The organism is Bradyrhizobium sp. P5_C11_2, from assembly GCF_054049755.1.
Genome location: NZ_JBFULT010000314.1, coordinates 1 through 8,977, shown reverse-complemented (window position 1 = coordinate 8,977; position 8,977 = coordinate 1). Strand labels below are relative to the sequence as shown.

The 8,977-nt window shown below is 66.0% G+C and carries 9 protein-coding genes; 5 read left to right on the top strand and 4 right to left on the bottom strand.

The annotated features are described in order from the left end of the window. The first annotated feature begins 66 nt into the window (after nt 1-66). Both ACXJL8_RS25565 and ACXJL8_RS25560 read left to right on the top strand, forming a co-directional pair. Nucleotides 67-936, top strand: coding sequence for a fumarylacetoacetate hydrolase family protein (locus ACXJL8_RS25565; RefSeq protein ID WP_456619200.1), 870 nt, complete (start codon nt 67-69; stop codon nt 934-936). A 25-nt stretch (nt 937-961) separates the two neighbouring features. Continuing rightward, complete coding sequence (locus ACXJL8_RS25560; protein WP_456619201.1) at nt 962-2,587, top strand: thiamine pyrophosphate-dependent enzyme; 1,626 nt, start codon at nt 962-964, stop codon at nt 2,585-2,587. A gap of 122 nt (nt 2,588-2,709) precedes the next feature. Here the strand turns inward: ACXJL8_RS25560 and alkB are convergent, their stop codons facing one another. Together alkB and ACXJL8_RS25550 are read right to left on the bottom strand one after the other, a co-directional pair. Continuing rightward, the gene (alkB, locus tag ACXJL8_RS25555) at nt 2,710-3,363 is read right to left on the bottom strand and encodes a DNA oxidative demethylase AlkB (RefSeq protein ID WP_456619202.1); all 654 of its coding nucleotides are present in this window, start codon (nt 3,361-3,363) and stop codon (nt 2,710-2,712) included. Nucleotides 3,364-3,372: 9 nt separating this feature from the next. After that, the gene (locus ACXJL8_RS25550) at nt 3,373-4,119 is read right to left on the bottom strand and encodes a 2OG-Fe(II) oxygenase (RefSeq protein WP_456619203.1); all 747 of its coding nucleotides are present in this window, start codon (nt 4,117-4,119) and stop codon (nt 3,373-3,375) included. 247 nt (nt 4,120-4,366) lie between these two features. Here ACXJL8_RS25550 and ACXJL8_RS25545 point away from each other — a divergent pair, with 247 nt between their 5' ends. Next, nucleotides 4,367-5,125 (top strand): transglycosylase domain-containing protein, encoded by a 759-nt coding sequence (locus tag ACXJL8_RS25545; protein ID WP_456619204.1) that lies wholly within the window; start codon nt 4,367-4,369, stop codon nt 5,123-5,125. A gap of 9 nt (nt 5,126-5,134) precedes the next feature. Here ACXJL8_RS25545 and ACXJL8_RS25540 read toward each other — a convergent pair whose 3' ends face one another. Further along, nucleotides 5,135-5,821: a DUF2848 domain-containing protein gene (locus ACXJL8_RS25540; protein WP_456619205.1), complete on the bottom strand. Its 687-nt coding sequence runs from the start codon at nt 5,819-5,821 to the stop codon at nt 5,135-5,137. Further along, on the bottom strand, nt 5,814-7,163 hold the full coding sequence (locus ACXJL8_RS25535) for an amidase (RefSeq protein WP_456619206.1): 1,350 nt from the start codon (nt 7,161-7,163) through the stop codon (nt 5,814-5,816). Before ACXJL8_RS25535 ends, ACXJL8_RS25540 begins: the two co-directional genes overlap by 8 nt. Nucleotides 7,164-7,354: 191 nt before the next feature. Between ACXJL8_RS25535 and ACXJL8_RS25530 the strand changes: the two genes are divergently transcribed. Both ACXJL8_RS25530 and ACXJL8_RS25525 read left to right on the top strand, forming a co-directional pair. Then, a complete protein-coding gene (locus ACXJL8_RS25530; protein ID WP_027533987.1) occupies nt 7,355-7,768 on the top strand; it encodes a Zn-ribbon domain-containing OB-fold protein in 414 nt (137 codons plus the stop codon). A gap of 3 nt (nt 7,769-7,771) precedes the next feature. Continuing rightward, on the top strand, nt 7,772-8,911 hold the full coding sequence (locus ACXJL8_RS25525; RefSeq protein ID WP_456619207.1) for a thiolase C-terminal domain-containing protein: 1,140 nt from the start codon (nt 7,772-7,774) through the stop codon (nt 8,909-8,911). The last annotated feature ends 66 nt before the right edge of the window (nt 8,912-8,977 follow it).

Sequence of the window (8,977 nt, the reverse complement as noted above, 5' to 3'; positions counted from 1 at the left end):
CAATCGACAGATTCCGCGGTATGGGTCCCGGCCTTCGCCGGGACGACAGGGAATGAAGAGTTGCCAATGAAGCTCCCTCGCCTCGCTACCTACTCCGTCAAAGGTGAAATCCGCTACGGCGCTGTCCTGGAGGGTGGCATCGTCGATCTCTCTCCGCGCTACGCCAAGGATTATCCGACGCTGCGCGAAGTGATCGCGGCTGGCAAGCTCACGAGCCTTGCCGAGGAGGCCGCCGGTCGCGCGCCTGACCATGCGCTCACCGACATCAGCTGGTTGCCGCCGGTGCCGGCGCCGGAGAAGATCATCTGCATCGGCGTCAACTACCCCGACCGCAATGCCGAGTACAAGGACGGCCAGGACGCCCCAAAATATCCGAGCATGTTCATGCGCTCGCCCCGCTCCTTCGTCGGCCACGACACGCCGCTGGTGCGGCCGCGCGCGTCCGCGCAGCTCGACTATGAAGGCGAGATCGTGCTGGTGATCGGCAAGCAAGGCCGGCACATTGCGGAAAGCACGGCGCTCGACCACATCGCGGCGCTCACGCTGTGCAATGAAGGCTCGGTGCGCGACTGGCTGCGCCACGCCAAGTTCAACGTCACGCAGGGCAAGAATTTTGATTCCAGCGGCAGCCTCGGCCCGTGGCTGGTGCCCTACACCCGGGAATCGCAGATCGCCGATATCCATCTCACCACGCACGTGAATGGCGAGCTGCGGCAGGACGATCGCACCAGCCGACTGATGTTTCCGTTCCGCTATCTCATCAGCTATATCTCGACCTTCGCAACGCTCGTTCCCGGTGACATCATCGTGACGGGCACGCCGACCGGCGCCGGTGCGCGGTTCGATCCGCCGCGCTATCTGAAGCCTGGCGATGTCGTCGAGGTCGAAGCCGAGGGCATCGGCAAATTGCGCAACGGTGTGATCGACGAAGCCTGACCACCAGCACGAATGGAATGATGCAATGACCACCCTCACCGGCGGCGAAGCGATCGTAAGCGGCCTTGTCGCCCATGGCGTCGACACCGTGTTCGGCCTGCCCGGCGCCCAAATCTACGGCCTGTTCGACGCCTTCCACCAGGCCCAGCTCAAGGTGATCGGCGCGCGGCACGAGCAGGCCTGCGGCTACATGGCGTTCGGCTATGCGCGCTCCAGCGGCAGGCCCGGCGTGTTCAGCGTGGTGCCCGGCCCGGGCGTGCTCAACGCCAGCGCGGCGCTGCTCACCGCCTATGGCTGCAACGAGCCGGTGCTGTGCGTCACCGGCCAGGTGCCGACGCAATTTCTGGGCAAAGGCCGCGGCCATCTGCACGAAATGCCGGACCAGCTCGCGACCCTGCGCACCTATGTGAAATGGGCAGATCGCATTGAGGCGCCCGGCAACGCGCCGACCACTGTGGCGCGCGCGTTCCAGGAGATGACGTCCGGGCGACGCGGGCCCGCCTCGGTTGAAATGCCCTGGGATATCTTCACCCAGCGCGCGGACACCGCTGCGGCGCAGGTGCTGGAGCCCCTGCCCGCGCCCCTGCCCGATCCTGATATGATCAAGCAGGCGGCCGCGCTGATCAAGAACAGCAAGGCGCCGATGATCTTCGTCGGCAGCGGCGCGATCGAGGCGGGCGCCGAGATCCTCGAGCTTGCCGAGATGATCGATGCGCCCGTGGTCGCCTTCCGCAGCGGGCGCGGCATCGTCTCCAATGCGCACGAGCTCGGCCTGACCATGGCTGCCGCCTACAAGCTGTGGCCGAACACCGACCTCATGATCGGCATCGGCTCGCGGCTGGAGCTGCCGACCATGTCGCGCTGGCCCTACCGGCCCGACGGGTTGAAGAGCATCCGCATCGACATCGATCCGGTCGAGATGCGGCGCTTCATCTCGGACACCGCTATCGTCGCCGATGCCAAGGCCGCGACCGCCGATCTCGCCGCCGCCGTCAGCAGGGCCGGTTACAGCAAGACCGCCGGCCGCCGCGCCGCGATCCGCGACGCCACCGCGACCGCGCAAGCCGAAATCCAGCGCATCCAGCCGCAGATGGCATATCTGAACATCCTGCGCGAGGTGCTGCCGGCGAACGCGATCGTAACCGATGAATTGTCGCAGGTCGGCTTCGCCTCCTGGTACGGCTTTCCGATCTACGAGCCGCGCACCTTCATCACGTCGGGCTATCAGGGCACGCTCGGCTCGGGCTTCCCGACCGCGCTTGGCGCCAAGGTCGCTAATCCCGACAAGCCGGTGGTGGCGATCACCGGCGACGGCGGCTTCATGTTCGGCGTGCAGGAGCTTGCCACCGCCGTGCAGTTCAACATCGGCGTGGTGACGCTGGTGTTCAACAACAACGCCTATGGCAATGTCCGCCGCGACCAGCGCGAACGCTTCGACGGCCGCGTGGTGGCGTCCGACCTCGTCAACCCGGATTTCGTCAAGCTCGCGGAGTCCTTCGGCGTCGCGGCCGCGCGCGTCACCGCGCCGGATCAGTTCAAGGCGGCGATGGAGAAGGCGCTCGCCCATGGCGGGCCGTATCTAATCTCGGTCGAGGTGACGCGGGACTCCGAAATCAGCCCGTGGGCGTTCATCCACCCGCCGAAGCCTTAGTGAGCCTCATGGTGAGGAGGCGCGAAGCGCCGTCTCGAACCATGAAAGGCCCGTATCTCGCAGCTCGGCCTTCATCCTTCGAGACGCGCGCAAGGGCGCGCTCCTCAGGATGAGGGGATGGATCACTGCGTCCGGCGAAACGTCAGGTTGATGCGCTGCCGTCCGAGCAGCGGATGTTCGCCGTCGGCGAGCGGCGCCACGCCGTGATAGGCGAGCCGGTTGGGGCCGCCCCAGACCACGACGTCACCATGGACGAGCCGGAAACGACGCGGCTTGTCGCTGCGCGCCATGCCGCCGAACAGGAAGGTCGCGGGCAGCCCCAGCGAGACCGAGATGATCGGCGCCGCATAGTCCAGCTCGTCCTTGTCCTGATGCAGCGACAGCCGCGTGCCGGGTGTGTAACGATTGACGAGGCAGGCATCGGGCGCAAAGCCCGTGAACCCGCCCTGCTCCGCAGCCCGGCGCGCCAGATCGCAAAACACCGGCGGCATCGCGGGCCACGGCGCGCCGGTTCGCGGATCGATCGGATCGTAGCGATAGCCGGTGTGGTCGGTGATCCAGCCCCGCGCGCCGCAATTGGTCATCGCCACCGACATCAGATGACCGCCGGGCGTGGTCATCCGCCGGAACGGCGACTGTGCAACGATCGCACGCACCGCGGCAATCAGCTCGCTCTCGATCGGCCTGACGAATGCGCGCAGCAGCACGGCGCCATCGGCGATCTCCTCACGCGAGGGCTGCGCCTCCGCGACGCTATCAAACAGATCCGCCGTCAATTCCTGTGCTCATTTGGCATCATGAAAGATCACACCCAGCGTATGGCGTTGGCCGGATCGGATTCGGCTGACGCCATGACGGAGGTTAACGCGATAAGTGCCGCGCGTCCCCTGCACCGGGCGGTGATGCACAGCGAAGGCGACGGCGTCGCCCTGCGCCAGCGGCACCACCTCGGCGCGGGACTGCATGCGCGGGCGCTGCTCGGTCAGCACGAACTCGCCGCCGGTGAAGTCACGTCCGGGCTCGGACAAGAGGATCGCGACCTGGATCGGGAACACGTGCTCGCCATAGAGGTCCTGGTGCAGGCAATTGTAGTCGCCGGCCTCGTATTGCAGCAGCAGCGGCGTCGGCCGCGCCTGCCCCGCGTCGTGGCAACGCTTGAGGAAGGCTGCGTGCTGCGCGGGGTAACGGATGTCGATCCCCATCGCCTCGTTCCAGCGGTTGGCGACGCCGTGGAGATGCGCATAGAGCGCCGGGCGCAATTCGCCGATCAGATCGGGAAGCGGGTAGGACAAGTACTTGTATTCGCCGCGGCCAAAACCGTGGCGGCCCATGACGATGCGGCTGCGGAAGTGCGTGTCGTCCGGATAGAACGCAGCGATGGTGCGACATTGGTCCGGCGTCAGCAGGCCTTTGAGAACGGCGCAGCCCTGGGTGTCGAGCTCGGCGGTGATTTGAGACCAGTCGAGGGCGTCGACGTGGGAGGGGAGGTCAATTCCAGAGTCAGGTGCGGCAACACGTTTGGCGATAGCCATTGCGATCATCCTATCCACGTCCGTCATTCCGGGACGCGCCTCTTGGCGCGGGCCCGGAATCCATAACCACGATCGGGAGTATGGATTCCGGGCTCGCGCCCAAGTGGGCGCGCCCCGGAATGACGGAAGTGGGTGTCGCAGATAGCGGCTGCAACAACCACCCGATTTCCGTGAGGCCCCAGCCGCCCCAATTCCGTCCGGTTCCAACGCGAATTTGTGCCCGTCCCGCTCCTTCAGCCTGCACCTGATGCGCAAATTTCTCTTCATTGCTGCCAAGACGGTGCTGGCTGTGCTTTTGCTCGGGAGCACCGGCCTGCTCGCCTTGTCCGGTTGGCTGGTCTGGCACTACGGTTACAGCATCGGACTTCCGACGGAAGCTCAGCTCGCGGCGGTTTCGCCGACAGGCCCGGCGTGCAGGACCGATCCCAAGCACGCCACCATTCCCCTCGCCGATATCCCGCCTCTGCTCCGGGACGCCGTGATCGCGTATGAGCAACCGGACTTCTACGAAGCCTGGACGTTAAATCCGATTGCCGAGATTGCATTCGCCATGGGCACTGGTCGCAGACCCCGGCCGGCCGGCGTGACGCAATCTGTCGCGCGCTGCCTGCTGTCGCTCTCCCCGGGAAATGACCGGCAGATCGACCCTATCGCCTCGATCTTTTTCATGCAGCGCGTAACCCGCAGCCTGTCTCGGGACAGGATCCTCGAGATCTATCTCAATGAGAGCTATCTTGGGCGCAGTGCATTTGGAATGGCGGCCGGGGCGGAGGCCTACTTTGGAAAGGCGCTCCCGGACCTTGATGTCGACGAGGTCGCGTTCATCACGACGCGCGCGCGACAACCTTACCCAAGCCGATCTTTCGACACGCGCTCGCGAGATTTCGCCATCGATCGCATGCAGACGGCCGGATTGATCAGCGAGACGCAGGCGGCAGCGGCAAAGAGCCGGCCGCTGCTTCTCAAGGATGCGCCGGGCACCCGAGCCCAGCCCGTCAATCAATGACGACGCCGATCAGCCCAGCACCGGCAGCGTCACCACGTCATATCCGTGCCTGATCGTGCGCTTCAGCACGGGGTCTTCCAGCTCGAACTCGAAGCGGTCGGCGGGGCGGATGCCGCCCTTGGCGGCGAAGGTGCCGCCGAACATGGCGCAGCCGTCGGGGAACTTCTTGCCGTCGAAACCGCGCGCGATCAGGTCGGCGACGGGGAGCATCGCGTCGAGCGTGCCCTCCTGGTAGAGCACCCGCTCGCCCTTGATCGTGGCGTAGGAGCGCAGGACCATCCTGTCCCAATGGCCGATGACGTCCTCGAGCTCCCACAGCGTCGAGGCAATCGGCTTGTCGCACATCTGCTTGGAGACGGTGACGTTGTAGGCCTCGACCTTGCGGTCGGTGTGGTCGGAGCCGCAGCCGACGAAGACGCGGCCCTGCCAGCCGATCAGCACGAACTCGACCTCGCCGCTGGAATCGCCGCCGCAGCATTCGATGCGGTCTTCCAGGGTCAGCCGCCGTGCCGAGGCGCGATAGTAGATCGGGGTCGAGGCCGGCGGGGCGATGCCCATCTCTTGCAGCTCGGCGATGTGCTTGTCGCGCGCGACGGGATCGCGGCCGGTCCAGCCGGCGATGACCATCTGGTCGATCGCCAGCGTCAGCGGCGTGGTGGTGTCCTGGGCGTCGACGGTGAAAGTCAGGTCAAACACGAATTACGGCCTCCATGCCGGCAGCAAGTTCGAAAATGCGATGGTCGGAGCCGCCCGCACCCGCCAGCATCAGGCCGACGGGAACGTCGCCCTCGCGATGGGCGGGCAGCGAGATGGCGCAGCCGTCGATCATGTTGATCAGGGTACAGTTGCGCAGGGCGCGCAGGTTCTGGGTGGTGAATGCCTTGTCGTCGGCGAGATCGGCGATCTTCGGCGGGGTGTTGGCGGTGGTCGGCAGCACCAGCGCGTCATAGGGCGCGATCCGCGCGTTGACGCGGGCGATCAGCGAACGGCGCTCGTTGAGGAGGTCGATGTAGTCGGCCGCGCTCTGTGCCTCGCCGCGCATGATGCGCACGAAGACCCGGGGGTCGTAGACGTCACCCTTGGCGGTGATGAGATAGCGATGCCAGGCGTAGCTCTCGGACGCGGCAAAACCGCCCTTGGCGTTCATCGGTCCGATGTCGTGGAATTCCGCCATCTCGATCCGTTCGATACTGGCGCCATGATCGGAAAGTGTCTTCAGCGCGCGCTCGAAGGTCTCGGCCACTGCCGCATCGAGATCGTCGAGCGCGATGGTGGTAGGCACCGCCAGCCGCATGCCCTGGATCGGCCGCGGCTTCAGCGCGACGATCGGCTCGTTCGCGAGCACGGCGTCGAGTATGGCACAGCAACTGACCGATCGCGCCAGCGGCCCGATGCTGTCGAGCGAGAATGACAGCGGCACCGCGCCGTCGAGCGGCACACGGCGTTGCGTCGGCTTGTAGCCGACGATGCCGTTGAAGGCGGCGGGAATCCGGCAGGAGCCGCCGGTGTCGGTGCCGAGCGCACCGTGCGCCATGCCGTCGAGCACGGAGACCGCCGCGCCGGAGGACGAGCCGCCGGGCACGTGCCCCTCGGCCCGGTTCCAGGCGCCCTTCGGCGTGCCGTAATGCGGATTGATGCCGATGCCGGAATAGGCGAACTCGGTCATGTTGGTCCGCCCGATCAGGACGAAGCCGGCCTTGCGCAGCCGCTCGACCGTCGCGGCGTCGTGCTCCGCCGGATCGGAATCGTCGAGCGCACGCGAGCCGGCGCGCGTCGTCTGTCCCCTGATATCGAAGAGATCCTTGATCGAGATCGGGATACCGGCATAGCGCGACGGCGCGGCCTTGACCTTGCGCAAGCCGTCCATCGCGTCCGCGGTCGCGAGCGCCGCATCCTTGTCGACATGGATGAAAGCGCGCCGGCCCTCGCCGGCCGGATCAGCGATCCTGGCGATGCAGGCCTCGACCAGCTTGCGGGAGGTGGTGCGGCCGCTTTCGAGGTCGTCGGCGAGCTTCGCCAGTGTCGGAAAATCGGGCATGTCTGTCTCACGGAATATTGCGCGCGCAATCTATAGCGCCGCCTCAGCGCGACACAAGCATTGTGCGCATGATGGCATGCATGCGCGTTGCTGGACCGTTGACGCGCCATGGTCAATTGTCGCATCAAGATCGCAACAGGCGGGCCCCGAAGCCAAGCCTTCGGAAGACTGCCTTGGGAGGACTTGCCGGCATGGCCGAACCGCAGCGCGCGCGACCAAAACCGACGCCGGAGACCCAGCATTTCTGGGACGGCACCAAGGCGGGCGAACTGCGCCTGCAACGCTGCGACGCCTGCGCGCATGTCTACTTCCCGCCGCGCCCGTTCTGCCCGTCCTGCGCCTCGCGCAAGGTCTCCGTCTTCAAGGCAAGCGGCAAGGGTTTCCTCTACAGCTACGTGATCAATCACCGTCCCGCCGCCCCCGGCTTCACGCCGCCTTATGCGATCGCGGTGGTCGAGCTTGCGGAGGGGCCGCGGATGATGAGCAACATCATCGACTGCCCGCAGACCCCGGAGGCGCTCGAGCTCGACATGAAGCTCGAAGTCGCCTTCGAGGCACTCGACGACAAGATCACCCTCCCCGTGTTCCGTCCGGCGAAGGGATAGGCCATGCGCAGCAACCAGGTTGCCGTCGTCGGCGCGGCCGAGACCACCGAGCTCGGCGTCATCCCCAACATGTCGCAGCTCCAGCTTCACGCGGACGCGGCCCTCAATGCCATCGCCGACGCCGGACTGAAACTCTCCGACATCGACGGCTTTGCCACCGCGGTGGAGACGCCGCAGCAGGTCTGCCATTATCTCGGCATCAAGCCGACATGGGTGGACGGCACCTCGGTGGGCGGCTGCTCGTTCATGCTGCACGTTCGCCATGCCGCCGCGGCGATCGAGGCCGGCCTGTGCAAGACCGTGCTGATCACCCATGCCGAGAGCGGCAAGTCGATGATCGGCAAGGCGCCGCGCTCGATTCCGGCCGACAGCCTGCAAGGCCAGTTCGAGGCGCCCTACGGCGTCTACGGCCCGCCGAGCATGTTCCCGATCCCCGTGCTGCGCTTCATGAAGACCTACGGCATCACCCACGAGCAGCTCGCCTCGGTCGCGGTGGTGCAGCGGGAATGGGCGGCGAAGAATCCGCGCGCCATGATGAAGGACCCGATCACGGTCGCGGACGTCCTCAACTCGCGCATGATCGCCTATCCGTTCCGGCTGCTGCAGTGCTGCCTCGTCACCGACGGCGGCGGCGCGCTGATCCTGACCTCGGCCGACCGCGCCAGGGATTTTCCGAGGAAGCCGGTCTACATCATGGGCACCGGCGAGAGCGTGGAAACGCCGATGGTCAGCCAGATGGAGACCTTCAATTCCTCGCGCGCGTTCAAGACCGCCGGGCCCCTCGCCTTCAAGGAGGCCGGCATCGCGCACAAGGACGTTGACCATCTCATGATCTACGACGCCTTTGCGCATCTGCCGCTGTTCGGCCTCGGCGATCTCGGCTTCATGCCGCACGAGGAGACCGGAAAGTTCATCGCCGACGGCAACACGCGGCCCGGGGCTAAGCTGCCGCTCAATACCAATGGCGGCGGCCTGTCCTACATGCATTCGGGCATGTACGGCATGTACGCGCTGCAGGAAAGCGTGCGGCAGATGCGCGGCATCGCGCCGGCGCAGGTCGCCAACGCGAAGATTTCAGTGTGTCACGGCGTCGGCGGCATGTTCGCGGCAAGTGGCACGATCGTGTTTACGAACGAGAGGTAGCGAGCGCCCGCCCTCCCTCTCCCCGTTCTTACGGGGAGAGGGTCGGGGTGAGGGGCTGCATCCACA